The following is a 26,159-nucleotide window of genomic DNA, read 5'->3' on the forward strand; positions in this document are numbered from 1 at the left end:
CCGGTGTGAGCGGGGTGGCCTTCGGTGGGCTTGCCGGGTTCGACATGCCTGGGGTCTGCCGACGGCATAATCTGTGGACGGTTAGTTCACCTGGCGATATTCGGAGATGACGTGGCAGACGACAGGACCGGACAGGAAGTGGTTCGTCCGGGTTCCCGTGCCGTGGAACGCAGCTCGGATGTGGAGAAGCGGCAGATCAGCAATGAGGCCCGGCTGATCCGCGGCGCGTTCCGAGCCGCCGGACTGGCCGTCGGCACCGCCGTGCGCGGTACCGAATGGGCGGTCGGCACCAGCTTCGAAATCACCAAACAGCTGACCCAGGCTGCCCTCGACGGGGAGTCCTCGGCCGATATCGCGGAGCGCACCGGGGCGGCGCTGCGCTCCATCGCGCGCAGTGCGCTCGGCGTCACCGAGGGTTCGGTGCGCGAGATCGTCAGCTATGTGCCGACCCCCATGAACGGGCCCACCGGCCAGCACGCCATTCCGTCCGGGGCCCTGGTCCGCTCGGCCAGCTCCGATGAACTGCGCCGCCGCGGCGACGCGCTGCTCGCGCGCTCGGCCGATGTCTACTTCACCGAGGACGTGCACCCCGCCTACGACCGCATTCTCGATCAGCTCGCACCCGACGAGGCGCGCATCCTGCGCTTCATGGCCTTGAACGGCCCGCAGCCGTCGGTGGACGTGCGCACCAACCGCCCCCTGGGCATCGGCTCCGAACTGGTGCAGGGCGATCTCACCTCGGTGCCCGAGCAGGCCGGGGTGCGCTATCCCGACCGCGCCCGGCACTACCTGATCAACCTCAACCGCCTCGGCCTCACCATGACCTCCGAGGACCCCGTGGTGCTGTCGCGCTACATGGTGCTGGAGGTGCAGCCGGTGGTCGAGCAGGCCCTGAAGAAGGCCGGTAGAGTGCCCAAGATCGTGCGAAAGAGCCTGCGCCTGACCGAGTTCGGCGAGGACTTCTGCACAACCTGCTTCAGCATCAACGGCTGACCCGCCGCCCCGCCGTCCCCCCAACCACCCCGAACCGGGGCGCGCGAGTACCTGGCTGATAGCGATACGGTACAAATCTGCCTCAATCGGCAAAGGATTCCGCATACCTGATGGGATTGTGGATGCTATGGATTCCGATGCGGTAGCCGCGATCAGCCGGTTGAAGTTCCGGTATCTGCGTGCCCTCGACACCAAGTCGTGGGAGGAGTTCGCCGACACCATGATTCCGGAGGCCACCGCCACCTACAGCGAATACCTGCAATTCGAATCGCGCGACGCCTTCCTAGCCTTCATGCGCATCACCCTCGGCCCCCACGTCATCACCGAACACCGCTGCGACCACCCCGAAATCGACGTAGACGGCAACACCGCCACCGGCACCTGGTACCTAGCCGACACAGTCCTCATCCCCGGCCACAACATGCTCCTCCGCGGCGCCGCCTTCTACTCCGACCAATACGTCAAATGCCCCGACGGCCAATGGCGCATAGCCCACACCGGCTACGAACGCACCTACGAAGTAGTCCTCTCCCTCTCCGACCTCCCCAGCCTCCGCCTAACCAGCAGCCGCTGGGGCTTGATCGCCCGAGACCCAGCGGACACCCCCCGCACCGAACCCATGCCCCCCGACGCCACCGGCACGATGGGCTAACTGTTCGCGGCCCACCACCCTGTTGGTCTGCCGCTGGTGATGCTTTTCCAAGACGTCGTCTCAAGGGCCCGCCGTAGGCGAACTGTCGACGACAGTCGGTCCAATCCGTTCCGCGTATCAAGCCAGTTCGTCCGTCTGTAGGGAATTCTCTTCGAGCAGTCCTGTCAGGGTTCGGGCCGTCTCGATTTTGGACTGAGCGGAGCGTGCGTCTGTGCGGGGGAGCGAAGCGGAGGAGCACAGACGTGCGCGGAGGGAGGGAAAAATCGAGACTCAGGGGCCCGAACCCCGCCCGGAGCGAAGCGGAGGGCAAATTAAACACAGCCACGAGCGATCCTGATCAGAAGCCGCTCTCCCGGTTTTTCCTGCCCGCGCCTTCTACTCCGTGCCCGCCACCAACAGTTCGAGCGTCAGCTCCGGCATCTCCTTCTGGATGTACTGCAACCGCCACTTATCCGAGAACAGCGCGAGCAGTGCCCCGTCGGTCCGCGTGAACACCTCCACACCGCGCTGCCGGTTCAGTTCGGCAGCCGAAGCCGCGTCGGTCCGCCGCGCCAGCTGGTAAGGCAGGTGATCCAACTGCGTCTCGACGTTGTATTCGCCCAGCATCCGCGCAGTCATAACCTCGAACTGCATAGGCCCGACCGCCGCCAGCACCGGCGATGCATCACCGCGCGTGTCATTCCGCAGCACCTGAACCACGCCCTCGGAGTCGAGCTGGTCGATAGCCTTCCGGAACTGCTTGTACTTGCCCTGCGACTGCGCCCGCAGCGTCGCGAAGTGTTCCGGCGCGAACGACGGAATAGGCGGGTACTGCACCTTCTTGTCCACGAACAGCGTGTGCCCCGGTGCCAGCGCGGTCGCGTTCACAAGCCCGACCACATCGCCCGGATAGGCGGTGTCGACCGTGGACCGCTCGCGCCCGAAGACAGTCAACGCGTACTTGGTGGCGAACGGCCGCCCGGTCTGCGCGTGCGTAACCACCATCCCCCGCTCGAACTCACCGGAGACGATCCGCATGAAAGCCAGCCGGTCGCGATGCGCGGAATCCATCCCCGCCTGCACCTTGAAGATCACCGCACTGAACGGATCGGTAGTCGCACGCGGCTTGCCGTCGACATCATTGCGAGCGCGCGGCGCCGGAGCCAGCTCAACGAGCGTGTCCAGAATCTGCCGCACCCCGAAGTTCAACATGGCGGACGCATAGATAACCGGCGACGTATGCCCCGCCAGGAACAGTTCCTGATCATGGTCCTGCCCTGCGGCAGAGAGCAATTCGCTCTCCTCGGCCGCGGTCACCCACACCTCGCCCTCACGCGCCTCAGCCTGCTCAGGCGTGTAATGCTCCTCAGGCGCAATGGTCGCGCCACCCGCAGTACGCGTGAAATGAATGTATTCAGTAGCCGCCCCCTCGTCACCGCGCCGCAGCAGCCCCCGGAAATCCCCGGCGATACCCACGGGCAGAAACAGCGGCGTAGGCGTCAGTCCGATCCGCTCGATGATCTCATCCAGCAGTTCCAGCGGCGCCTGCCCCGGCCGGTCCCACTTGTTGATAACAGTGATCACCGGAATCCCGCGATCCCGCGCCACCTGAAACAGCTTGAGCGTCTGCGGTTCCAGCCCCTTCGCGGCATCGATGAGCATGACCGCCGCATCCACCGCGGTGAGCACCCGATAGGTGTCCTCGGAGAAATCGGAGTGCCCCGGCGTATCCACCAGATTGATCACGCAGTCCCCGTACTCGAACTGCAGCGCCGTCGAGCTGACCGAGATACCGCGCGCCTTCTCCATCTCCATCCAGTCCGACACGGTGGACTTGCGCCCGCCCTTGCCGTGCACCGCACCGGCCTCGGCAATGACCTTGGCATGCAGCGCCAGCGCCTCGGTGAGCGTGGACTTACCCGCGTCGGGATGCGAGATGACCGCGAAGGTGCGCCGCCGCGCCACCTCGTCGGCCAACCCGGATGCGGTGGTCGCGCTGGTGGTCGGGGAACTCACGGGGGACTCCTTTTGGGACGGCGAGCGGTCCGGAAACGCGGACGGCAACCTGTCCAGGGTACGTGACGACCTACACGCCCTGACCAGCCGGATCCGCCGCCAGATGCCGGGCGACGGCGTCCGCCACCAGAGCGCGCACATCGGTCCCCGGCGCGACCGCCTCGATACTGCGATTGGCCACCACCACCGCGATCCCGTGCAGATTGGTCCACAGATTCAGCGCCCGCGCACCGGCCCGATCCGGCGCGCATTCCGCGATCAGCTCGCGCCATCGCGCGAACATCGGCAGTGTCGTGGTCACCCGCAGGTTCCCACCCGCGCCCTCCAGGAGGTCGTGCCGGAACATGAGGGTGAACATCTCGGGCCGTTCGGCCGCGAACTCGACGTACGCCAACCCCATTCGCTCGACCTGCTCTCGGACTGTTATCCGCTGTGCTGCAATGGTTTCCGTGCATCGCCGCACGGCCGTCCCCGGAGCCTCGGCGGTTCGCCCCGTGTCCTGCGCCGCGTCGATCCGGGTCCGCAGGTCGGCGTAGCCGCGGACGGCAATGGCGGCGAGGAGGGTGTTGTGCGTCGGGAAGTAGCGCCGGGGCGCGCCATGTGAGACGCCGGTTTCGCGGGCGATCTGCCGTAGTCCGAGCTGGGCCGCGCCGACCTCTTCGAGCATGTCCACCCCCGCGCTCACGAGGCGTTCCCGCAGCGGCTCAACCACTCCCATGCGGCTCATTCTCGCGCCCTTCGCTCCGGTTTTCGCTGTAGACACTGTCTACCGACTCGTGTAGGAAGGAGCTTAACCCGCGTAGACAGTGTCTACGAACTCGTCTCCGGGGAGGTTCTCATGGCGTACTGGTTCCTGAAGTACGTGCTGGTCGGTCCGATACTGCGCCTGCTGGGCCGCCCGAGAATCGAAGGGCTCCACCACGTTCCGAAGGACGGCCCGGTGATCATCACCGCCAACCACCTGGCGGTCGTCGATTCCCTCTACCTGTGCCTGGTCCTGCCCCGCCGCCTCACCTTCCTCGCCAAGCAGGAGTACTTCACCGAGAACGGCTTCCGCGGCCGCATCAACCGCTGGGTCATGAACGCCACCGGCCAGGTGCCGGTCGACCGCACCGGCGGCACCGCGGGCTCGGATTCCCTCGCGGCCGCCATCCGCATTCTCGAGAACGGCGGCATGTGGGGCATCCACCCCGAAGGCACCCGCTCACCCGACGGCCGCATCTACCGCGGCCGCACCGGCGTCATCCGCGTCGCCATGCACACCGGCGCACCCGTGGTCCCCGTGGTTCTCTCCGGCACCGACCGCGTCAACCCCCGCAACCGCCGCTTCCTCCGCCTCGCCAAGGTCAAGATCTCCTTCGGCCGCCCCCGCCACTTCCTCCCCGCCGACCAGCGGGCCGTCCGCCGCGCCACCGACGAGCTCATGGCCGATATGGTCCGCCGCTCCGGCCGCCCCTATGTCGACTGCTACGCGGCGACTTTCAAAGCCGACGCAGCTTGAGCGCGTTCGCGGGTGGGGGTGGTGCGGAGCGGCTATCGAGGCATGTTAGAGTTCTCAGGTTGTCTCGGCGAGGGTGTGGCACCCAGTTGCCCACCGTGATCGACGCGGCTCGGCTTTCCGGCCGTCCCTGTTCGGTTCTCGCCCGACGAGAAGACCAACATTGCCAGGGCGGCACAAGTACCCCTGGCGCACACGCTGACACAGCCCGGACGAGCCGTAGGAGTAGACAGTCATGTCTGACGCCAACCTTCTCGAAGCCACCGTACGCACCGAGTTCGGTAAGGGTGCCGCGCGTCGGACCCGCCGCGACGGCAACGTTCCCGCCGTTCTGTACGGCCACAACGAAGAGCCGCAGCACCTGGCCGTCGACGCCAAGGCCTTCGCCGCCATCCTGCGCGCGCACGGCACCAACGCGATCCTGAACCTGGACATCGCGGGCAAGAAGCAGCTGGCCATGACCAAGTCGGTCGTCGTCCACCCGCTGCGTCGCTACATCGAGCACGCCGACCTGCTGATCATCCGTCGCGGTGAGAGCGTCACCGCCGATGTGCACGTGACCCTGGTCGGCGAGGCCGCCTCCGGCACCCTGGTCACCCAGGAGGCCACCGTGCTCTCCGTCGAGGCCGACGCCCTGAAGCTGCCCGAGTCCATCGAGATCGATATCGCGGGCTCCGAGCCGGGCACCCAGATCACCGCCGGCGCCGTCGCGCTGCCCGCGGGCGTCACCCTGGCCGGTGACCCGGAGGCCCTGATCGTGAACATCATCGCCGCCCCGGCCGCCGCCGAGGAGCCCGCCGAGGGCGAGGCCGCCGAGGAAGCCGCCGAGTAATTCGGCCTTCCCGCAACGACTTTCACCAGAAGTCACCGCGATGACCGTGGCTGATGCCGGGCCCGCGCTCGTAGTCGGATTGGGTAATCCCGGAACCGAATACGAGCGCACCCGGCACAATGTCGGGTTCATGGTCGCCGATGTGCTCGCGGAGCGCGTCGGCGGCCGTTTCACCGTGCACAAGAAGTCCGGCGCCGATCTGCTCGAGGCGCGCCTGGACGGGCGCAAGGTGCTCATCGCCAAGTCGCGCAGCTATATGAACCTGTCCGGGCGACCGGTTGCCGCGCTGGCGAAGTTCTTCTCCGTGCCCGCGAGCGACATCATTGCCGTGCACGACGAATTGGATCTGCCCTTCGGCACCGTCCGTCTCAAGCAGGGCGGCGGCGAGGGCGGGCACAATGGTCTGCGCTCCATGTCGCAGGCGCTCACCACCAAGGATTACCTGCGGGTTCGCTTCGGCATCGGGCGGCCGCCGGGTCGGCAGGATCCCGCCGACTACGTGCTCAAGCCGTTCTCCGCGCCGGAGCGCAAGGAACTGCCGGTGATCGTGGAACAGGCCGTGGACGCTGTCGAGCTACTGCTCCGAGTGGGCCTCGAGCCCGCGCAGAATCAGCTGCACTGAACATCTTTCGCCCCGTCGCTCTCGCGACGGGGCGAAGTTGTTCTCAGGACAGGTTGGCGGCCGTCGCCGAACGCCGGAGTTTTCCGGAGGATGTCTTCGGCAGCGCGCCCGGCCCGAGTACCGTCACACTGCGCGGCCGCACGCCGACTTCCGAGAACACCGCGTGCACGACATCGTGTTCGATGCGTTTCACCTCGTCGAGATTCTGGTGATCGTTGCTCTCCACTACCACCGCGAAACTCTCTCGTTTCTGCCCGGCGTCCAAGCGGACAGCCACCGCATTCCCGGGTCGAACGCCCTTGACGCGCAAGGCCGCACGCTCGATATCGGTGGGAAAGATATTGCGCCCGCCCATAATGATGACGTCCTTGATGCGGCCGCACACCACCACCAGTCCGTCCTCGGTGAAGTAGCCGATATCGCCGGTGTCCAGCCAGCCCTCGGCATCCACCGCGCTGCGGAATCCGTCCACCGTCACATAGCCGGAAGTGACTGCCGGACCGCGTAATTCGATGACACCCACGGAGCGAACCGGCAGCGGCTGCCGATCGGCGTCCACAATGCGACCCTCCAGATTGTCGACCAGGTAGCCCAGCGTCGGCAGCCTGCGCACCGTGCCGTGATGGTGAGCGGGATCGCGCACCCGCACCGCCTTGCCGATGGCCTCGAGCAGATCGGCGTCGACGAAATCCAGCACCTGCCCGAGCCCGGGATCCGGAACCGATACGGCCAGAGTGGTTTCGGCCATGCCGTACACCGGCGTCAGGGCCATCGGATTGAGCCCGAAGCGCTGCCCGGCGACCGCCATGGCCTCCATGGTGTCGGCGTCCACCGGTTCCGCGCCGTTCCACATATAGCGCACGCTGCTCAGATCGAGCGCGCCGTCCTCGGCATTGCGCAGCCTGCGGGCCAGCAGGGAGTACGCGAAATTCGGTGCGGCGGTGACGGTGCCGCGATACTTCGAGATGAGCTCGGCCCACAGCAGCGGCCTGGTGAGGAAGTCCAGCGGCGTCACGCACACCACCTCGGCGCCGAATTGTATGGGCACGCTGAGGAATCCGACCATGCCCATATCGTGGAACAGCGGCAGCCAGCTGATCATCACATCGTCGTCGAGCTGATATTTCACCCGATCGAACATGGCGTAGGCATTGACGTAGAAGTTCCCGTGCGTGATCCGCACCGCCTTGGGCGATCCGGTCGAGCCGGATGTCAACTGCAACAGGGCGATATCGTCCTCACCGGTTTCCAGGGGATCGGTGGCCGCGCCCGCCCGCATGGAATCGATGGTGATGACCGTGATGCCGCGTTCCAGCAAGAGCGGTTCCGCCGCCTCGAACGGCGCACCCAGGATGACCGCCCGCGCCTCGATCATGTGCAGCACGGTTTCGGTATCGCGCGCCCACATCATGAGATCCGTGCGCGGCGTGGGCTGGTGCAGCATGGTGATCGAGGCCCCGCGCATCCACACCGCCTGGCAAGCCGGTGCGATATCGACCGGCATGCCCGCCAGGACCCCCACCGCATCCCCGTGCCCGATCCCGGCCGCCGCCAGCCCGCCCGCCATCCGGCGCGCGATCTCGTGAATCTCGCCCCACGGCTGCCGTCGCGGCGCATCCGGTTCGCCGGTCACCAACCCGCGACCGGATGTTCGCGCGGTCGCATACATTTCGTCGGTGAAGCGGCTCACGGTCGACTCCTCACACGCTGCCCAGCACCTCAACTATCCCGCACGGCGCTGATGAAGCGGTCCAGGTCGTCGAAATCGACGAAACAGTGCGGGGAGGCGCGCACCACCGAATCGAGATCGCGGGCGGACATATCCAGCAAAGTGGACGAGCGGTGGCTGACGGTCACCGTAATGGCCTGGGCGGCCAGGCGGTCGCGCACCTCGATGCCGCTCCGGCCGTCGACGGTGAAGGAGACGATGCCCGCGTGCTGGGTGCCGCGGTCGCGCACGGTGACGCGGGGAATCTCCTGCAGCGCTTTGCGCAGGTATTCGGCGCGCTCGGCAATGGCCGCGTAGACCTGGGCCGGACCGAGGTCGAGCAGATACCGCACGGCCGCGCCGAGGCCGAGGCGACCGGCGATATCGCATTCCCAGAATTCGAAGCGGGAGGCGTCGGGGGCGAGGGTGTACTCGCTCGGGGCGGTCCATTCCGCGCTGTGCAGGTCCAGGCGGCCGGGTTCGAGGGTGGCGGCAAGCTCGGGGCGGAGGTAGAGGAAGCCGGTGCCGCGCGGACCGCGTAGCCATTTGCGGCCGGTGGCCGAGAGCGCGTCCACTCCGAGCTCGATGACGTCGATGGGGAGCTGTCCGGCGGACTGGCAGGCGTCGAGCAGGGTCAGCGCGCCCGCGCGGCGGGCAATGCGGGCGGCCTCGGCGACCGGGTTGACCAGGCCGCCATTGGTCGGAACATGCAGTAGCGAGACGATTTTCACGCGCTCGTCGACCATGGCCTTGAGCGCGTCGAGGTCGAGCTGGCCGCTGCCGTCGCTGGGAATTGCCTCGACGGTGGCGCCGGTCTGCCGAGCGCGTTGCAGGGCGGCAATGGCATTGCTGGCGTAGTCCGCGCCGGAGATCAGAATGCGGTCGCCGGGACCCAGGGGCACCGAATAGAAGAAATCGGACCAGGAGCGGCTCGCGCTGTCGCTGAGCGCGATATTGCTCGCCTCGGTGTTGACGAGTTCGCCAATGGCCGTCTTGACGGCGTCCAGATCGGCGAGCCGCTCGTTCGCGGCGCGGTAGCCACCGATCTCCGCCTCGCGGCGCAGATGTGCGATGGCGGTGTCGACGACGATCCGCGGCGGCAGGGAGGAACCCGCGCTGTCGAGAAATACCTGATTCTCGCATCCGGGGGTATCAGCGCGCAGACCTGCGATGTTCAGCATGGAATCGACCATACGTGTTGGTGTGTTCTCCATTTCGTCAGATTTCGTGTCGGTGGGTATGGCTACCCTGGTTTGGTCGGCGTCGTCTCTTCGGCCGCCGATGCCCAGGAGAGGGAGGTTGGCATGGCTGTCACGGCGTCCCCCACCGAGTTGCCGCGAGTTGCCGCAGGTGGCGCTCGCCCGGCCGGTGAGCGCAATGGCCACGTCGCACAGGCCCCGACCGGTGAGTTCTCGTCCCGCGCCGCGGCCGAGGCATACGTCGGAAAAGTCTGTTTCAAGCAAGGTCCACCATCATTGATCGGCGCCGAACTCAAGTGGCTCACCGCCCAAGGTGAGCGTTCGGTGTCCGCCCCGCGCCCCGACCTGACCGAGTTGGCGAGCGCACTGGTGCCCTACGCGCCACGGTCGATATCCCCCGAATCCCCGGCGGTCGCACTGCCGGGAGGCAGCCGGGTCACCATCGAACCCGGCGGGCAGATCGAATTGTCCTCTGCCCCGTTCGGCGCCGCCGCCGAACTCTGAGAGAATCTGCGCACCGACGCGATCCGCCTGCGGGAGCTCCTCGAATCCCGCGCAATCCGAACCTTTTCCGCCGCCGCCGATGAAACGCGGCAGGCTCAGCGGCAGCTCCAATTGCCGCGCTACTCCGCCATGGAGCGTTCCTTCGCCGGTATCGGACCGTTCGGCACGCTCATGATGTGCAATACCGCCGCCACCCAGGTGAGCGTGGATGCCGGGGCGGATGCCGCGGAGATCGCGGCGCGCTGGACCGCCCTGTACGCCATCGGTCCCGCGCTACTGGCGGCTTTCGCCTGTTCCCCGAGTCTGCACGGCGCCCCACCCAGCGCCTGGGCCTCCCAGCGCATGCGCACCTGGCTGCGGCTGGACCATTTGCGGACCAGGCCACCCGTGCACGACTGGTCCAACCCCATCACCGGGTACGCGCGCTGGGCACTCGATGTGCCCCTGCTGTGCGTGCGCTGCGACGATGACGGGGATTGGATGGCCCCGCCCGGCGCCACCTTCGCCGACTGGCTGTGCGGCGCTCTCGACGACGAGATCGCCCGCCGCCCCGATCGCACCGATCTCGACTATCACCTGACCACGGTCTTCCCGCCGGTCCGCGCCGCCGGTCATCTGGAAGTCCGCTATCTCGACGCGCAGCCGGGCGACTCGTGGACCGTACCGGTGCACGCGGTCGACGCGCTCATGTCCACGCCCGCCGTGGTCGCCGAGGCGATGGCTCTGGCGGCGCAGACCGCCGGGCGCTGGTCGGAGGCGGCCTGCCGCGGCCTGGCCGATCCGGAGATCCGCGCGGCGGCGGTCGCGCTGCTCGAGCTGGCCGCCGCGCATGCCGGAATGCCCACGGCAGCAATGGAATTGGCTGCTGCCGCGGAGCGATGTCGGCGCGGCAGCGCGCCACCCGACAGTGGTGATCCCGGGAGCCCGGTATGAGCTCCCGGCGCCCGATCGGCACTTCCCGTAGCGGGGCGGATGCCATCGGGTGCGGTGTGCTGCCTGTTCAATCTTTCGAATTCGGAGTTCTGTCATGACCATTGAGCATCTACCCGGGACCGATCGAGCCGAGACGGAGCGATTGCGGGGGCGGATAGCGGACTCGCTGGAGCGGGCCCGGCGGCGCACCGCCGGACTCACCGAATGCCTCGACGAGGCGGAGCTGGTGGCCCAGCATTCGCGCATCATGAGCCCGCTGGTGTGGGATCTGGCGCATATCGGGAACCAGGAGGAGCTGTGGCTGGTTCGCGATGTGGGCGGGCGGGAACCGGTGCGGGAGGACATCGATCACCTCTACGACGCGTTCAAGCACGCGCGAGCGGATCGGCCCGCGCTGCCATTGCTGGATCCGGTGCAGGCCCGCGAGTACGTGGGCACCGTGCGGAAGAAGGTGTGGGATGTGCTGGAGCGCAGCCCGCTGCGCGGTGACGCGCTGGTGTCGGACGGTTTCGCCTTCGGGATGATCGCCCAGCACGAACAGCAGCACGACGAGACCATGCTGGCCACGCACCAGCTGCGCACCGGCGAGGCGGTGCTGGCCGCGCCGCCCCCGCCGGTAGCGGCGAAGCCCGTGCAGGGTGAAGTCGTCATTCCCGCGGGCGAATTCGTCATGGGCACCGACACCGACCCGTGGGCGCTCGACAACGAGCGGCCCGCGCACCCGGTGCACGTGCCCGGTTTCGCCATCGACGCCGCGCCCGTCACCAACGAGCAGTACCTGGCCTTCCTGGCCGACGGCGGCTACGACCGCCCGGAGCTGTGGTCCGAACGCGGCTGGGGGCACCGCGTCGAAGCCGGGCTGGCGTCCCCGCAGTTCTGGGAGCAGGACGGCGGCGGCCGTTGGCGGCGGCGGGTTTTCGGCACCATGCAGCCGCTGCGCCCGCACCAGCCGGTGGTGCACGTCTGCTGGTTCGAGGCCGAGGCGTACGCCAACTGGGCGGGCAAACGCCTGCCCACCGAGGCCGAATGGGAGAAGGCGGCGCGCTTCGATCCGGAGACGGGCCGCTCCCGCCGCTACCCCTGGGGCGACGCCGATCCCGACCACACCACCGCCAATCTCGGCCAGCACCACCTGGAACCGGCCGATGCGGGCGCTTACCCCGCCGGTGCGTCACCCCTCGGTGTCCACCAGTTGATCGGCGACGTCTGGGAATGGACCGCCTCCGGCTTCGACCCCTACCCCGGCTTCCAGGCCTTCCCCTACCGGGAGTACTCGGAAGTCTTCTACGGAGGCGACTACCGCGTCCTGCGCGGCGGCTCCTTCGGCGCCGACCAGGTCGCCGCCCGCGGCACCTTCCGCAACTGGGACCACCCCATCCGCCGCCAGATCTTCTCCGGCTTCCGCCTGGCCCGCGACCTCCGATCGGGCGAACTCTGATGTGCCGCCACATCGGCTACCTCGGCCCACCCGTCCCCGTGGGCGAAATCCTCACCCGCGGCCCCCATTCCCTGCGCACCCAGTCCTGGGCCCCCGGGGAGATGCGCGGCGGCGGCACCATCAACGCCGACGGCTTCGGCGTCGCCTGGTGGACCCCGGCCGCACCGCCGGACCACGGCCCCGGCGTCATCTGGCACGGCGGCATGCCCCCGGATCCCTCCGAGGACTCGTCCACCGGGCAGGGGCGGTCGCATACCGCTGCGGGTACCAGCGGCGTCGATCGGGAGTGGAGTGCGGGTCCAGCGCCTCTGGTCGTGAGCCGCTACCGCAATGCGGCGCCGATCTGGACCGACCCGGCGGTGGATGAAGTGCTGCCGCAACTGCGTTCGACGGCGGTGCTGGGCGCCATTCGATCCGCCACCGTCGGCATGCCGGTGGAGCGGGCGGCGTGCGCGCCGTTCACACACGGGAGCTGGGCATTCAGTCACAACGGTGCGATACCGGACTGGCGGCACGCGCTGACCGCCGTTGCGCTCGAGTTCGATTCGCCCCCGCTGCTGGAGGCCGAGTCGCTGACGGATTCGGCCGCACTCTGGGTGATTCTGCGCGGGCTGCTCGAGGGTTCGGCGGAGACCGGCGCGGAGGACACCGGTGGTGAGGACACGGGTGCGTCGAGCGAAAGGCGCACTGTGCCAGGAACACCCGAGCCCAGCCACGGTGGTACACGTCCGCCGGGCGCGGACGCCGCCGCACCGGATGAGGACGCCGTGCCGCCGGGTGCGGCGAGCTTCAGCACGACCGTTTCGTTCGGCTCCGCGGTGAGCGTCAGCACGACCTCCGGTGCGCAGCCGCAGGTCACGTCGTGGAGCTGGACGACCGGCGAGGAAGTCGGCGGTGCGGCGGAGGAGGCGAAAGGCCCCGGCGGCACCGCCGGGGAAGCCCGAATTCACGGCCAGTCCATGGTCTTCGGACCGGGTGGCGCCACGGCCTGGAGCTGGACGGTCGGCGGTTCGGAGAAGGGCGCCTCGCGATGGGGAACCGCCGCGGACGCGGCGGACCCGGCGGGCAGCGCTCGCGCGTCGCGTCGCCGACAGCCCGCCTCCGATGCGGAGTCCGGCAGCGGAGCGACGGGCGCGGCCGAGTCCGGTGGAGGGAGAACGGGCGGCGCGGAAACCCCCGGCGGCCAGTACAGCGGCGGTCAGGGAGCGGGTTCACCCGGTCACGGTGCGGGGGAGAGCGCCGGGCGGGGTGTGGCTCCGGATGTCGCGTTGCGGATGGTGGTGCGGGCCGTATTGGCGCGGTCGCCGCGGGCGCGGCTGAACTTGCTGTTGGGGGATGGGGAGACGTTGTGGGCTACGACCGTGCATCACTCGTTGTCGGTATTGGTGACCGAGGAGTTCGCGGTGGTGGCTTCGGAACCGTATGACGGGGACCCGCGGTGGCGGGCGATCGGCGATCGGCAATTGGTGGGTGTGCGGCCCGGATGGGTGTCGGTGCAACCGCTGGATAGCGAAACTGGGAAGGCTTCTTCATGAATTCGGCTGAGCTGGAAATACATCTGACCGACGACGATTTGACGGCGGCGCTGCGCACGGATGTGCGGACCGGGCTGACGGCGACGCCCAAGTGGTTGCCGCCCAAGTGGTTCTACGATGCGCGCGGCAGCGAGCTGTTCGAGGCGATCACCGAATTGCCGGAGTACTACCCGACGCGGACCGAACGGGCCCTGCTGGAGCGGGTGGTCGGGGAGATCGCGCAGGTCGCGCAGGCCGAGGTGCTGGTGGAGCTCGGGGCCGGATCGGCCGCCAAGACGCGGCTGCTGCTGGAGGCGCTGACCTCCGGTGGGCCATTGAAAACCTATGTGCCGCAGGATGTATCGGTGGCAGCGCTGAGCGCGGCCGCCGAACAGGTGGCGGCGGAGTTCCCGCGGCTCGGCGTGCACGGCGTGGTCAGCGACTTCACCGCCACGCTCGACAATCTGCCCCGCGGCGGGCGGCGCATGATCGCCTTCCTGGGCGGCACCATCGGCAATCTCGTTCCGGCGGAGCGGGCCGCGTTCCTGGGCGGGATCCACGAGGTGCTGGAGCCGGGGGAGCAGCTGCTGCTCGGCGCCGGTCTGGTGATCGATCCCGCCATTCTGGTGCCCGCCTACGACGATGCCGCCGACGTGACCGCGGAGTTCAATCGCAATGTGCTGCACGTGCTCAACAAGCGCCTGGACGCCGATTTCGCACCCGAGAAGTTCGAGCACGTCGCCATCTGGGACGCCGACCAGGAGTGGATCGAAATGCGGTTGCGGGCAACCGAACCCATGCGGGTCACGATCGCGGACCTGGATCTGACGGTCGACTTCGCCGCGGGTGAGGAGCTGCGCACCGAGATCTCGGCGAAGTTCCAGCGTGCGAGCTTCGAAAAAGAGCTTGCCACAGCGGGTTTCGCAACCGAGCGGGTATGGTCCGATCCGGACGAGCGATTCGCGCTGTTCCTGGCCGAACGCCGGTAGCGTACCGGTCGAATCCGGCAATGGCGGCGGGGCCCGCGGTTACCATCGAGAACAGTGAAGCCGTGGGAGATTTTCGGCCTCTGTCTCGGAGTCGCCGCATTCTGTATCGCCCTGCCGCCGTTGCTCGGCTGGCGTCGTGCCCGCCTGTGGCTGCTGGGCGGCCTATTGCTGCTGGCGGGCGCGGCCGCCCTGCTGTTCCTGCCGCTGCCGCATCCGGTCGGCGATGTGGACTGCGGCACGGTGCTGCACCCGCGCCACGAATGGATAGGCCCGCCAATCTGTTTCGATCCGTTCAGCTGCAGCGAACCCGATTTCCGGGTGCAGTGCGAGAGCAATCGCACCGACCGCATGCAGATCATCGCCCTGCTCACCCTCGGCGCGACCGGCATTGTGCTGCTCAGCGTGCGCGCCCTCCGCCGCGCCGACCGCACCGGCGCGGACGGCTGAACCTATTTCTGCGCCGTGACCGCGCCCAGCCACTCCACCAGCGGCCGGATGCCCTCCCAGGACTTGCGGATCTCGTCCGCCGCCTCGGGCTTGGTCAGCCAGGCGGGTGCGCCGAATTCACGTCCGGCGGTGAGGGATTGGTGGCGCAGCAGATCGATGCGCGGATGATCGGCGGAATAGCCCTTGGGCTTCGTCTTCAGCTTGTCGCCGCCGATCGTGAATCCGTCCGAGACCAATTGCGCGAGCAGGGCTTCCAACTCCGCCCCGCGCACCTCGTCGTCGATGGCGGTGCGCAGCGCGGCGAGCTGTGCGGGCGAGGCGGTGTACATGCCGCCGCCCACGAACAGCCCGGCCGCGCCGATCTGCACGTACCAGCCCGTGTACTGGGCGGTGTGCACAACCGCGCCCTGATGAGTCTTGTAGGTCGACTTGTCCTTCGAGAATCGGACGTCGCGATACGGCCGGAATATCTTGGCCGTACCGAAATCCGCCTCCAGGTCCGTGACCAGCGCCTGCATGGGGTCGCGCACCGACTCCTCCCAGACCTGCTTGTTGCCGGACCAGAAGGCCTTGGAGTTGTCGGCTTCGAGATCCTCGTAGAAATCGAGTCCGGCGAGCGGGAATCCGGTGAAACGGGGCATGGCTCTAATAATCGCTCGGGCTGAAGCCGTTGGAACCCAAGACCGCGATGGCGAAGATCACGCCGAGCACCAGGCAGACACCGCCCGCGATGGCGGCCCATTTTCCGAGTGGTTCGCCCTTGCTGTTGCCGACGATGCCCAGCACGATGGCGGCGATGCCGAAGCCGGGCGGGCAGAAGAGCAGTGCGATTCCCGCGCACACGAATCCGATGATGGAGAAGATCTGCGGACCCGTGCGCGGCGGCGCGCCATAGGGCTGCGCCGGATAGGCCTGGTACTGACCATAGGGCTGCTGACCATAGGGCTGCTGACCGTAAGGCTGCTGCTCGTAGGGTTGCTGGCCGTAGGGCTGCCCATACGGTTGCTGCTCATACGGTTGATGGCCGTAGGGTTGCTGCCCGTACGGCTGTTGCTGGCCATAAGGCTGCTGCCCCGCGGGCGGCGGATCCGCCGGATAACCGGTGTGCGGCTGGCCGCCGGTGGCGTGCGGTGCGTTCGGATCCCAATACGGGGCGGGCGGTGGCGGCGGATATCCGGCCTGCGATTCCGGCCCGCGCGGTTCGTAATGATCCGGTGGCGGATAGTCCCCCGGCGCGTGATGGGCGTTCGGACCCCATGGCCGGTCGGTCGGCGGCGTATCGGTCGGCGGCGTATCGGTCGGCGGCGGGGTATCGGGCGACTGCGGCGCGGCCGCGCTCGGCGGCGGCGTGCTCGCATCCGGTGCGGAGGGGCCGTGCGCGACCCCGGGTTCCCCCGTCGCGGGCGTGTCGGCCTGCTTCTTCAGCGGGTCGGATCCGGGCTGCGGTTCGTTCGGCGGGGTGCTCATGACGCCCTCCTCTGTGTCAGTCGCCGGGTTCGTCCACGATCTCCATGGCCGCGACCTCGGCGGGCCGATCATCCTCGGATTTGTACTCGTCACGCCGTCGGCGGCGGGTCCATTCCTGATCGAGTTCGGCTTCGATCCCCAGTCGCCCGGTGTCGTCGTTCTCCCGATTCCGGATGACCAGGTCCTCGGGCGGATCGGCGATATAGCGCTCGTATTCGCGGATCTCATCGGCTTGATCGTCATCGCCGAGGTCGTAGTCGAGATCCTCGACGTGGTCGTCGTCGGCGTCGAAGACCTGATCCATCAGCTGGTCGTCGTCATCGCCGGGCCGGTCGTCCATACGGCACTGCCTCTCCGCGCTTCAGCGCACCTCGAGCAAACCACCGTTTACAGGGTTCAACGCTACCGCACGCGAAACGCCCCTTCCCGAGATGGGAAGGGGCGTTCCGGAAGCGGGGTTCGGGGTCGGTCCCCGAGCGGTGCGGCGTCCCTACGCGGAGCCGTTGAAAAGGCCGGTGACGGAACCGTTCTCGAACACCTCGCGGATGGTCTGCGCCAGCAGCGGCGCAATGGACAGCACGGTCAGCGTCGGGAACTTCTTGGCCTCGTCGATGGGCAGCGTATCGGTGACCACGACCTCCTTGGCGCCGCAGGCGGCCAGCCGCTCGGAGGCCGGGGCGCTGAGGATGCCGTGCGTGGCGGCGATGACCACGTCACCCGCGCCCGCCTCCTTGAGCACCTTGACCGCACCCGCGATGGTGCCGCCGGTGTCGATCATGTCGTCGATCAGGATGCAGGTGCGGCCCTCGACCTCACCGACCACGCGGTTGGCCACGATCTGGTTGGGCACCAGCGGATCCCGGGTCTTGTGGATGAACGCCAGCGGCGCGTCGCCCAGATTGTTGGCCCACTTCTCGGCGACCTTCACGCGGCCCGCGTCCGGGGATACGACGGTGATGTTCTCGAGGGTGTAGTTGTTGCGAATGTGCTCGGCCAGCTGCACCTGCGCGTGCATGTGATCGACCGGGCCGTCGAAGAAGCCCTGGATCTGATCGGTGTGCAGGTCGACGGTGATGATGCGGTCCACGCCGGCGGTCTTGAGCAGATCGGCGATGAGGCGAGCGGAGATGGGCTCGCGGCCGCGGTGCTTCTTGTCCTGGCGGGCGTAGGGGTAGAAGGGCAGCACCGAGGTGATGCGCTTGGCCGAACCGCGCTTGAGCGCGTCGATCATGATGAGGTGCTCCATGACCCACTGGTTCAGCGGGGCCGGGAAGCTCTGCAGCACGAAGGCGTCGGAGCCGCGGACCGATTCCTCGAACCGGACGAAGGTCTCGCCGTTCGCGAAATCGCGCGCGGTCTGCGGGGTGACGTGAACATTGAGTTCCTTGGCCACCGCCTCGGCGAGCTCAGGATGAGCGCGTCCCGAGAACAGCATCAGATTCTTGTGGTTTTCGGTAGAGAACGCGGTCACTGACGTTCGCCATCCTTTTGCTCGTCGGATATCTCAGTGGCCGTAATGGCCATTTCAGCTGCCTTTGCGGCATCGGTGCCGGGGCGATTGCGCTGCACCCAGCCTTCAATATTGCGCTGTGCTCCACCCGATACCGCAAGAGCTCCCGGGGGAACGTTTCTGCGCAGTACAGTACCCGCCGCCGTATACGCGCCGTCACCCACGGTGACCGGTGCGACGAACATGGTGTCGCTGCCCGTTCGCACGTGCGAACCGACGACGGTGTGATGCTTTTTCACCCCGTCGTAGTTGACGAAGACGCTGGAAGCGCCGATGTTGCTGTGCTCGCCGATGGTGGCGTCACCGACATAGGTGAGGTGCGGGACCTTGGAGTGCGCGCCGATGGCGGCGTTCTTGGTCTCGACGAAGGCGCCGAGCTTGCCGGAATCGCCGACCGAGGTGCCGGGGCGCAGATAGGTGAACGGGCCGACGTTCGCGCCGGGGCCGATGCTGGACTTCTCGCCGTGGGTGCGGATCACCCGGGCGCCCGCGCCGACCATGGTGTCGGTGAGCGTGGAATCCGGGCCGATCTCGGCGTCCTCGCCGATCACGGTGTCGCCCAACAGCTGTACACCCGGCCGGATGATGGCGTCGCGGCCGATGACCACGGTGCCGTCGATCCAGGTGGTGGCCGGATCGACAATGGTGACGCCCGCGCGCATGTGCCGCTCCACGATGTAGCGGTTGAGCGTGCGGCCCGCGTCGGCCAGCTGTACCCGGTCGTTGACGCCGGTCACCTTGGCCGAGTCCAGCAGTCGCGCGCCGTGCACCGGATGCCCGGCCTCGCGGGCCAGCTTCAGCACATCGGTGAGGTAGAGCTCGTGGCGGGCATTGGCGGTATCGATGCGCGAGATCATGACCCGCAGCACGGCCGCGTCGAAGACGTAGACGCCGGAGTTGACCTCGTTGATGGCGGCCTGCGCGGGGGTGGCGTCGGCGTGCTCGACGATTTCGAGCACCCGGCCGTCGGCATCGCGCACGATGCGGCCGTAGCCGTTGGGATCCTCGGGTTCGAAGGTCAGCACGGTCACGGCGGAACCGTCGGAGTAGCTGCGGTGCTCGTCGAGCAGGGCATTGAGGGTGTGCCCGTCCAGCAGCGGCACATCGGCGTAGGTGACGAGCAGATCGCCGGTGAAGTCCGCGGGCACCGCGGTGAGCGCGCACTGCACGGCGTGCCCGGTGCCGCGCTGTTCGTCCTGGACGGCGAGCACGATCTCGCGGTCGAGTTCCTTGGCCACCGCCCCGACGGAGGCCCCTACTTGTTCGCGGTCGTGTCCGACGACGGTGATGAGGTGCGTCGGGTCGATCTCGTTCGCCGCATGCAGCGCGTGCGCGAGCATGCTGCGGCCGGCCAGTGGGTGCAACACCTTGGGGGTCTTGGACCGCATTCGGGTTCCGGCTCCGCCGGCGAGAACGACGACGGCGGTCTGCTGTGGCATGGATCTCCCTCGGCTGCGCGTCATCGTGCTGAGTTCTTCATTGTGCTGGGCCACAGTGGTGCTGGGTCAGCGATGTGCGGGGCCAACGATAGTGACCCTGCTCGCGAGCTCCGCCGCCAGGACTCGAACCTGGACTAACTGAACCAAAATCAGTGGTGCTGCCATTACACTACGGCGGATTGACACCGGCGGACCGTACGGTTCGCCGCTCTCTATCAACGGCATGCGCCCTAGATACTCGCACACGGGACGCCGATTTCGCGATTTTTGAAGTTCCCCGGCATCCGGAGGCGGCGACCGGCGGCTTCGCAACGCGACGAAAGCCCTGGCGCGCTCGACGCGGCGCGAAAAATCGCGTGAAGGCGGGAGAGTCTGGAAGAGTTGTAGGACGGGCGTACGGAATTGGGCGTCTCGAATGGCAGGGACCTATGGGAGGCGGGAGCGATGGCTTCGGGTGAAGCGAACCGGGTGTCGCGGCCGCGTATGACCGGGACGCAGCGCAGGCAGCAGTTGATCGAGATCGGCCGGGCGCTGTTCGCGGAGCGGGGGTACGACGCCACTTCCATAGAGGAGATCGCGCAGCGGGCGCAGGTGTCGAAACCCGTGGTGTACGAACACTTCGGCGGCAAGGAGGGTTTGTACGCCGTCGTGGTGGATCGGGAGATGTCCACACTGCTCGAGATGATCAGCGCCTCGCTCACCCAGAACCGCTCGCGGGTGCGCCTGGAGCAGGTGGCGCTGGCGTTGCTCACCTATATGGAGGAGCGCACCGACGGCTTCCGCATCCTCATGCGCGATCAGCCGGTCTCGGCGGCGGAGGGCACGTACTCGTCTCTGCTCAACGAGGCCGTGAATCAGGTGGCGCACATCCTCGCCGGGGATTTCGAACGGCGGGGTTTCGATACGAGTCTTGCGGTCCTGTACGCGCAAGCCCTGGTAGGCATGGTCGCCACGGCCGCCACCTGGTGGCTGGACGAGCGGTCCCCCTACAAGGAAGTGGTGGCCGCGCACCTGGTGAATTTGTGCTGGAACGGCCTCACCCATTTGGAAGCGGACCCCAAGCTGGCCTCGGAATGGCCCAGCGGCAAAGGGGTATAAGACCTAACGGTCTGAAACTTTTCCGCGCCACGGCGGAACTGGACAGTTAACCAGCGAATTGCGAAGGAGGACGGGTCGAATGCTCGAATCGGCTGGCATCCGGCAGCCGGGTGGTACGGTTCACCCATCCTTCGAGTGCTGTTCGAACTGTGATGTCGGTCAACTTCGGGATGTCGGTCTACTTCAGGATGGCTGGTTTGATGACAGGCGGATCTGATGGCTAGGCAAGCGCGTGCGGAGATCACTCGCGATTCCGTGCTCGCGGGCGCGGCCGATGTCTTTCTGCGACTGGGCTATGCGAATGCGAGCCTGTCCGAGATCATCGCACAATCGAATGTGACCAAGGGCGCCTTGTACTTTCACTTCGGGTCCAAGGAAGAACTAGCCCGGGCCGTGGTCGACCAAGGCAACGAGCGCCTGGTAGGAGCCTGCCAGGGCTTCTTCGACCCGCGCGTCCCCGCCCTGGAAGCCTGCATCGGGATCACCTACGTGGTCGCGGATCTGACCATGAACGACCCCATGGTCGGCGCCATGCCCAAGCTGACCCACCAGATCGGCGACTACCGCGGCGCCCAAGGCGACAACATTGCCAAGACCTGGGGCGAGACCCACCGTTTGCTCGCCGAGCGCGCCATAGCGCAGGGCGACCTGAAGCCGGACCTGGATCCGGAGACGATCGGGCTGCTGCTGTAGGAGATGACAACCGGCGTGCACATCGTCGCCGTCAGCACCGAGTCCATCGATCAGATGGCCACCCGGATGGAGCGGGCCTGGTATTTCCTGCTGCCGTCGATCGTGCTGGATGAGAAGGTCGCGTACTTCCGGGAATTCGCGGCTCGCCGTTTGCGACGGTACGTGCAGTAAAGCCCGGCAGGTGGTGGTGGCGGATGGTGTCCGAGCCGACTTATAGACTCGGATGGCCGTCCTGAATCGCTGATCTGCGCCGAGGAGTCTTGCCTCATGTCGACCAATCGCCCACCTCTGGCTGGCCTCGCGGCGGTGGCCGGGGCCGACACCGCTTTGCAGCAGGTCAAGGGTCTGATCGGGCGAAGTTCGGCGATGCTGGTGGCGCCCTCGGCGGTGCGGCCGTTCGTAGCGGCGACCATTGCCGGAGAGAAGCCGCTCGTGGTCGTGACCGCCACCGGCCGCGAGGCCGATGACCTGACGGTCGAGCTCACCGAGATTCTCGGTGACAGCGTCGCGCTGTTCCCGTCCTGGGAGACGCTGCCGCACGAGCGTCTGTCCCCGGGCGCGGACACCGTGGGCAAGCGGTTGCAGGTCATGCGGCGACTCGCGCATCCCGGCGACTCGGTCTACCCCGAGCCGCTGCGCGTGGTCGTCACCACCGTCCGCTCCCTCATGCAGCCCATGGCGCACGGCCTCGGCGATATCGAGCCCATCGTCCTGCGCGTGGGCGCCGAGTTCGATTTCGACGAATTGCTCACCCGCCTGGTGGAATTCGCCTACGAACGCGTCGACATGGTCGGCAAGCGCGGTGAGTTCGCCGTCCGCGGCGGCATTCTCGACCTGTTCCCCTCCACGGCGGATCACCCCGTGCGCGTGGAGTTCTGGGGCGATGAGATCAGCGAGCTGCGCGCCTTCTCCATTGCCGATCAGCGCTCCATCCACGATGTCCCGATCGAGGTCGCCGTCGCGCAGCCGTGCCGGGAACTGCTGCTGACCACCGAACTTCGCGAGCGCGCCACGCAGGTGGCCGCCGAGAATCCCGCCGACGCCGCCCTGGTCGAGATGCTGGAGAAGATCTCCCAGGGCATCCCGGTGGAGGGCATGGAGGCGCTGCTACCGGTCCTCCAGCCCGGCGAGCTACAACTGCTCGTCGACGCCCTGCCCGCGGAAACCCATGTGCTGCTGTGCGATCCGGAGAAGATCCGCACCCGCGCCGCCGACCTCGTGCGCACCGGCCAGGAATTCCTGGAGGCATCCTGGACCGCAGCCTCCTTCGGCGGCGCCGCCCCGCTCGGCGCGCACGGACTGGATCTGGCCGCCTCGTCCTACCGCGGCCTGGATGTCGTGCACGCCGACGCCGACCGCCGCGGCCTGCCCTGGTGGACCCTGAGCCCGCTGGCCGCCGACGATCCGAACGAGATCGCCCGGCCCGTCCTCTCGGCCCCGTCCGCGCGCGGCTCCGAGGAACTGGTCGCCACCATCTTCGCGTCCCTGCGCGCCCACGTCTCCACCGGCGGCCGCGCCGTCATCGTGGTCGCCGGACACGGTACGGCGCAACGCATTCTGGAACGCCTCGCCGATGCCGAGGTGCCCGCCGCGACCCTGGACCCGGGTGCGGAACCGGTGCGCGGCCTCGTCGGCGTGCTGTGCGGTTCATTGCACGACGGCGTGGTCTTCGACGACGCCAAGCTCGTGGTGATCGCCGAATCCGATCTCACCGGCAACCGCGTCACCGCCTCCGCCGAGGGCAAGAAGCTGGCCGCCCGGCGGCGCAATCAGGTCGATCCGCTGGCTCTGAGCGCCGGGGATATGGTCGTACACGATCAGCACGGCATCGGCCGCTTCGTGGAGATGATCGAACGCACCGTCGGCGGCGCCCGACGCGAATACCTCGTCATCGAGTACGCGCCCAGTAAGCGCGGCCAGCCGGGCGACCGGCTCTTCGTCCCCATGGACTCCCTCGACCAGCTCTCCCGCTATGTCGGCGGCGAGATGCCGAGCCTGTCCAAGCTCGGCGGCTCCGACTGGCAGAACACCAAACGCAAGGCCCGCAAGGCTGTTCGCGAGATTGCCACCGAACTGGTGCAGCTCTACGCCGCCCGCCAGGCCGCCCCGGGCCACGCCTTCGGCCCGGACACGCCGTGGCAGCAGGAGATGGAGGACGCCTTCGCGTTCACCGAGACCATGGACCAGCTCACCGCCATTGCCGAGGTGAAATCGGATATGGAGAAGGCGGTCCCGATGGACCGCGTGGTCTGCGGTGATGTCGGCTACGGCAAGACCGAGATCGCGGTGCGCGCCGCCTTCAAGGCGGTGCAGGACGGTAAACAGGTCGCCGTGCTGGTGCCCACAACCCTGCTGGCGCAACAGCATCTGCAGACCTTCACCGAGCGCATGGCCGGTTTCCCGGTGGCGGTGAAGGGCCTGTCCCGCTTCACCGATCCCGCCGAATCCCGCGAGATCATCGACGGTATGGCCGCCGGTGAGGTGGATATCGTGGTCGGCACCCACCGGCTCATCCAGACCGGCGTGCGCTGGAAGGATCTGGGCCTGGTCGTCATCGACGAGGAGCAGCGCTTCGGCGTCGAGCACAAGGAGCACATCAAGGCGCTGCGCACCCATGTGGACGTGCTCACCATGTCCGCCACCCCGATTCCGCGCACCCTGGAGATGAGCCTGGCGGGCATTCGCGAGATGTCGACCATCCTCACCCCGCCCGAGGAACGCCATCCGGTCCTCACCTATGTCGGCGCCTACAACGACAAACAGGTCGCCGCCGCCATCCGCCGCGAGCTGCTGCGCGACGGCCAGGTGTTCTACGTGCACAATCGGGTGTCCTCGATCGACAAGGCCGCCAAGCGGATTCGCGATCTGGTGCCGGAGGCGCGGGTCGCCATCGCACACGGGCAGATGAACGAGGACACCCTCGAGAAGACCGTGCAGGGCTTCTGGGAGCGGGAATTCGACGTGCTGGTCTGCACCACCATTATCGAAACCGGTTTGGACATCTCCAATGCCAATACCCTGATCGTGGAACGCGCCGACGCCCTGGGCCTTTCGCAGCTGCACCAGTTGCGTGGCCGCGTCGGCCGCAGCTGCGAGCGCGGGTACGCCTACTTCCTGTACCCGCCGGAGAAGCCGCTCACCGAGACCGCCTACGACCGGCTCGCCACGATTTCGCAGAACTCGGATCTGGGCGCGGGCATGGCGGTTGCCATGAAGGACCTGGAGATTCGCGGCGCGGGCAATGTGCTCGGCGCGGAGCAGTCCGGTCACGTGGCGGGCGTCGGCTTCGATCTCTATGTGCGCCTGGTGGGGGAGGCGGTGGAGGCCTACCGCGCCGCCGCCGACGGTCGCCCCATCACGGTGGACGAGGAGGTCAAGGAGGTCCGCATCGATCTGCCGGTCGACGCGCACATCCCGCCCGACTACATCGCCTCCGATCGCCTGCGCCTGGAGGGCTACCGCAAACTGGCCGCCGCCCAGGACGATTCGGCCCTGGCCGCCGTGGTCGAGGAGCTCGTCGACCGGTACGGCCCGCTGCCCGTGGAGGTCGGCCGCCTGGTCTCGGTGGCCAAACTGCGCCTGCTGGCCCGCGAGTACGGCATTGTCGAAATCGGCGTCACCGGCACCACGCTCAAGGTGTCGCCGCTGCAACTGCCGGACTCGAAACAGTTGCGGCTCAAGCGGCTCTACCCGAACGCCACCTATCGCGCCGCCACCGGCATCGTGCAATTGCCGCTGCCGCGCGTGGAGGACAGCGTCGGCGCGGCCCGCGTGCGCGATGTCCAGGTGCTGCAGTTCGTGGCCGATCTGCTGCTCGCCCTGGACGGCAAGGCCCCGGGCGCGGTGGACGTGCGCGTCTCGACCGAGGCCGCGGCCGCTCGATGAGCGCACCCGACGCCGATACCGCGTTGCTCACCGAGGCTCTCGCCGAGGCGGTCGACGTCATGGACCGGTTGTGGAATTTCGGCGGCTGGGAGGTTACCCAGACCCACGATTCGCTGCGCCCGTACCTGCTCGAGGAGACCTACGAACTGCTCGACGCCATTCAGGCCGGTGATGCCGAGACCATCAAGGAGGAGCTCGGCGATCTGCTGCTGCAGGTGCTGTTCCACTCCCGGATCGCCGAGGCCGCAGGCGAATTCACCGTGGTCGAGGTGGCGGCCGCGCTGGTCGTCAAGCTGACCCACCGCAGCCCGCACCTGCTCGACGCCGCCTTCGGCGCGGACACCGATATCGAGGCCAAGATCGCCGCCCAGGAACGCGCCTGGGAGGAACGCAAGACCACCGAGAAATCCCGCCGCTCCTGCCTGGACGGCATTGCCATGGCCCAGCCCGCGCTGGCGCTGGCGGAGAAGGTCCGCTCCCGCAGCACCAAGGCCGGACTGCCGGAGGACCTGATTCCGTCGCAGCTCCGCCTGGTCGAACTGGGCGGCCCGGACAGCGCCGAGGAACGGCTGCGCAAGGCGACCCTGGATTTCGCCGCCGCCATTCGCGCCGCCGAGGATGCCGCCGAAGCCGATCGAGGGGACCGCCGCCCGCTCTCGGCAACGGATTGGCGGCAGTATTGGCCGCCGGTATAACGCCGGGCGAGCCTTCCCCGTAGCCCGCTATGCTTCAGCTGTTTTCGC

20 protein-coding genes, 1 tRNA gene and 3 pseudogenes are annotated in these 26,159 nt (G+C 67.7%); 14 read left to right on the plus strand and 10 right to left on the minus strand.

What is annotated here, in order from left to right; translation table 11 throughout:
• The first annotated feature begins 111 nt into the window (after nucleotides 1-111).
• Nucleotides 112-993: an Abi-alpha family protein gene (locus tag NC4_RS42230; protein ID WP_084528593.1), complete on the plus strand. Its 882-nt coding sequence runs from the start codon at nucleotides 112-114 to the stop codon at nucleotides 991-993.
• A 127-nt stretch (nucleotides 994-1,120) separates the two neighbouring features.
• Nucleotides 1,121-1,645, plus strand: a complete 525-nt coding sequence (locus NC4_RS06485; protein WP_067533713.1) for a nuclear transport factor 2 family protein — start codon at nucleotides 1,121-1,123, stop codon at nucleotides 1,643-1,645.
• A 375-nt stretch (nucleotides 1,646-2,020) separates the two neighbouring features.
• Here the strand turns inward: NC4_RS06485 and NC4_RS06490 are convergent, their stop codons facing one another.
• Together NC4_RS06490 and NC4_RS06495 are read right to left on the minus strand one after the other, a co-directional pair.
• On the minus strand, nucleotides 2,021-3,640 hold the full coding sequence (locus tag NC4_RS06490; protein ID WP_218020925.1) for a peptide chain release factor 3: 1,620 nt from the start codon (nucleotides 3,638-3,640) through the stop codon (nucleotides 2,021-2,023).
• A 70-nt stretch (nucleotides 3,641-3,710) separates the two neighbouring features.
• The gene (locus NC4_RS06495) at nucleotides 3,711-4,358 is read right to left on the minus strand and encodes a TetR/AcrR family transcriptional regulator (protein WP_067533905.1); all 648 of its coding nucleotides are present in this window, start codon (nucleotides 4,356-4,358) and stop codon (nucleotides 3,711-3,713) included.
• A gap of 120 nt (nucleotides 4,359-4,478) precedes the next feature.
• On the opposite strand from NC4_RS06495, the gene NC4_RS06500 reads away from it, so the two are divergent.
• The 3 genes from NC4_RS06500 (at nucleotide 4,479) to pth (ending at nucleotide 6,592) form a co-directional block, all read left to right on the plus strand.
• Complete coding sequence (locus tag NC4_RS06500) at nucleotides 4,479-5,141, plus strand: lysophospholipid acyltransferase family protein (protein ID WP_067533720.1); 663 nt, start codon at nucleotides 4,479-4,481, stop codon at nucleotides 5,139-5,141.
• Between the two features lie 232 nt (nucleotides 5,142-5,373).
• A complete protein-coding gene (locus NC4_RS06505) occupies nucleotides 5,374-5,970 on the plus strand; it encodes a 50S ribosomal protein L25/general stress protein Ctc (RefSeq protein ID WP_067533723.1) in 597 nt (198 codons plus the stop codon).
• 40 nt (nucleotides 5,971-6,010) lie between these two features.
• Nucleotides 6,011-6,592, plus strand: coding sequence for an aminoacyl-tRNA hydrolase (gene pth / locus NC4_RS06510; protein ID WP_067533726.1), 582 nt, complete (start codon nucleotides 6,011-6,013; stop codon nucleotides 6,590-6,592).
• Nucleotides 6,593-6,635: 43 nt separating this feature from the next.
• Here pth and NC4_RS06515 read toward each other — a convergent pair whose 3' ends face one another.
• On the minus strand, nucleotides 6,636-8,282 hold the full coding sequence (locus NC4_RS06515; protein ID WP_067533729.1) for a fatty acyl-AMP ligase: 1,647 nt from the start codon (nucleotides 8,280-8,282) through the stop codon (nucleotides 6,636-6,638).
• Between the two features lie 29 nt (nucleotides 8,283-8,311).
• Complete coding sequence (locus NC4_RS06520; RefSeq protein WP_067533908.1) at nucleotides 8,312-9,481, minus strand: aminotransferase class V-fold PLP-dependent enzyme; 1,170 nt, start codon at nucleotides 9,479-9,481, stop codon at nucleotides 8,312-8,314.
• Between the two features lie 150 nt (nucleotides 9,482-9,631).
• On the opposite strand from NC4_RS06520, the pseudogene egtA reads away from it, so the two are divergent.
• The 5 genes and pseudogenes from egtA (at nucleotide 9,632) to NC4_RS06545 (ending at nucleotide 15,324) form a co-directional block, all read left to right on the plus strand.
• A pseudogene (egtA, locus tag NC4_RS06525) lies at nucleotides 9,632-10,936 on the plus strand (ergothioneine biosynthesis glutamate--cysteine ligase EgtA).
• A gap of 94 nt (nucleotides 10,937-11,030) precedes the next feature.
• Nucleotides 11,031-12,374 carry an ergothioneine biosynthesis protein EgtB gene (gene egtB, locus NC4_RS06530; RefSeq protein WP_067533732.1) on the plus strand — a complete coding sequence of 448 codons (1,344 nt, stop codon included), beginning with the start codon at nucleotides 11,031-11,033 and terminating at the stop codon, nucleotides 12,372-12,374.
• A pseudogene (locus NC4_RS45070) lies at nucleotides 12,374-12,763 on the plus strand (hypothetical protein); the annotation flags it as partial. The gene egtB and the pseudogene NC4_RS45070, both read left to right, overlap by 1 nt.
• 1,142 nt (nucleotides 12,764-13,905) lie before the next feature.
• Nucleotides 13,906-14,877, plus strand: a complete 972-nt coding sequence (gene egtD, locus NC4_RS06540) for an L-histidine N(alpha)-methyltransferase (RefSeq protein WP_067533739.1) — start codon at nucleotides 13,906-13,908, stop codon at nucleotides 14,875-14,877.
• Between the two features lie 54 nt (nucleotides 14,878-14,931).
• A complete protein-coding gene (locus NC4_RS06545; RefSeq protein ID WP_067533741.1) occupies nucleotides 14,932-15,324 on the plus strand; it encodes a hypothetical protein in 393 nt (130 codons plus the stop codon).
• A 2-nt stretch (nucleotides 15,325-15,326) separates the two neighbouring features.
• Here NC4_RS06545 and NC4_RS06550 read toward each other — a convergent pair whose 3' ends face one another.
• From NC4_RS06550 to NC4_RS06575, 6 genes are all read right to left on the minus strand, one after another.
• Nucleotides 15,327-15,965, minus strand: coding sequence for a DUF2461 domain-containing protein (locus NC4_RS06550; protein WP_067533744.1), 639 nt, complete (start codon nucleotides 15,963-15,965; stop codon nucleotides 15,327-15,329).
• Nucleotides 15,966-15,969: 4 nt separating this feature from the next.
• Entirely contained in the window at nucleotides 15,970-16,791 is an 822-nt protein-coding gene (locus NC4_RS41315) for a DUF4190 domain-containing protein (protein WP_067533747.1), read from the minus strand.
• A gap of 16 nt (nucleotides 16,792-16,807) precedes the next feature.
• Nucleotides 16,808-17,131, minus strand: a complete 324-nt coding sequence (locus NC4_RS06560; protein ID WP_245721521.1) for a hypothetical protein — start codon at nucleotides 17,129-17,131, stop codon at nucleotides 16,808-16,810.
• 150 nt (nucleotides 17,132-17,281) lie between these two features.
• Nucleotides 17,282-18,262 carry a ribose-phosphate diphosphokinase gene (locus NC4_RS06565; RefSeq protein ID WP_067533750.1) on the minus strand — a complete coding sequence of 327 codons (981 nt, stop codon included), beginning with the start codon at nucleotides 18,260-18,262 and terminating at the stop codon, nucleotides 17,282-17,284.
• Complete coding sequence (glmU, locus tag NC4_RS06570) at nucleotides 18,259-19,740, minus strand: bifunctional UDP-N-acetylglucosamine diphosphorylase/glucosamine-1-phosphate N-acetyltransferase GlmU (protein WP_067533753.1); 1,482 nt, start codon at nucleotides 19,738-19,740, stop codon at nucleotides 18,259-18,261. Before glmU ends, NC4_RS06565 begins: the two co-directional genes overlap by 4 nt.
• 108 nt (nucleotides 19,741-19,848) lie before the next feature.
• Nucleotides 19,849-19,919 (minus strand) — tRNA-Gln (locus NC4_RS06575).
• Between the two features lie 304 nt (nucleotides 19,920-20,223).
• Between NC4_RS06575 and NC4_RS06580 the strand changes: the two genes are divergently transcribed.
• The 4 genes and pseudogenes from NC4_RS06580 to NC4_RS06595 all read left to right on the plus strand — a co-directional run bounded on the left by NC4_RS06580 (nucleotide 20,224) and on the right by NC4_RS06595 (nucleotide 26,111).
• Nucleotides 20,224-20,838, plus strand: coding sequence for a TetR/AcrR family transcriptional regulator (locus tag NC4_RS06580; protein ID WP_084528597.1), 615 nt, complete (start codon nucleotides 20,224-20,226; stop codon nucleotides 20,836-20,838).
• A gap of 216 nt (nucleotides 20,839-21,054) precedes the next feature.
• A pseudogene (locus NC4_RS06585) lies at nucleotides 21,055-21,702 on the plus strand (TetR family transcriptional regulator).
• A gap of 96 nt (nucleotides 21,703-21,798) precedes the next feature.
• Nucleotides 21,799-25,416 carry a transcription-repair coupling factor gene (mfd, locus tag NC4_RS06590; RefSeq protein ID WP_067533759.1) on the plus strand — a complete coding sequence of 1,206 codons (3,618 nt, stop codon included), beginning with the start codon at nucleotides 21,799-21,801 and terminating at the stop codon, nucleotides 25,414-25,416.
• Nucleotides 25,413-26,111, plus strand: a complete 699-nt coding sequence (locus tag NC4_RS06595) for a nucleoside triphosphate pyrophosphohydrolase (protein ID WP_067533762.1) — start codon at nucleotides 25,413-25,415, stop codon at nucleotides 26,109-26,111. The genes mfd and NC4_RS06595 overlap by 4 nt, the downstream gene beginning before the upstream one ends.
• The last annotated feature ends 48 nt before the right edge of the window (nucleotides 26,112-26,159 follow it).

This window comes from Nocardia crassostreae (assembly GCF_001613405.1).
In the GTDB taxonomy this organism is placed as follows: domain Bacteria; phylum Actinomycetota; class Actinomycetes; order Mycobacteriales; family Mycobacteriaceae; genus Nocardia; species Nocardia crassostreae.